Origin of the sequence: Campylobacter sp. 2018MI13 (assembly GCF_018501135.1) — a bacterium.
Classification (GTDB): Bacteria; Campylobacterota; Campylobacteria; order Campylobacterales; family Campylobacteraceae; genus Campylobacter_E.
On record NZ_JAHCZC010000230.1, the window covers coordinates 1 to 444 of the forward strand.

Annotated in this window: 1 protein-coding gene; it reads left to right on the forward strand. The window is 59.9% G+C overall.

Features of this window, described 5'->3' with window-relative positions:
* Positions 1 to 403, forward strand: a 403-nt coding sequence (locus tag KJQ99_RS09775) for a precorrin-8X methylmutase (protein ID WP_214150721.1), incomplete at its 5' end; no start/stop codon positions are given.
* Between the last annotated feature and the right edge of the window lie 41 nt (positions 404 to 444).

The following is a 444-nucleotide window of genomic DNA, read 5'->3' on the forward strand; positions in this document are numbered from 1 at the left end:
TACCGATACCACGATGGCGCTGTCCGGCATTAATAAAAGATTACTGGCGACGTTTGGCGGCGAGTGTCGCTGTTATATCAGCGATCCGCGCGTGGTGCGCGCCGCAAAAACGCAGGGGATTACCCGTTCAATGGCCGCCGTCGATATCGCTATCGCCGAGGAGGAGAAAAACAAGCTCTTTGTTTTCGGTAATGCGCCGACGGCCCTGTTCCGTTTGCTTGAGCATAGCGTGACGGTGAGCGGCGTGGTGGGCGTCCCGGTAGGCTTTGTCGGCGCGGCGGAGTCCAAAGAGGCGCTCACCCATAGCCATTTTCCCGCGGTTGCCGCGTTAGGGCGTAAAGGCGGCAGTAACGTGGCTGCCGCTATCGTCAATGCGCTGCTCTATCACCTCCGGGAGGCCTGATGAGCGAGCTTTCTTTTGACGCGCCGGTCTGGCGCCACGGT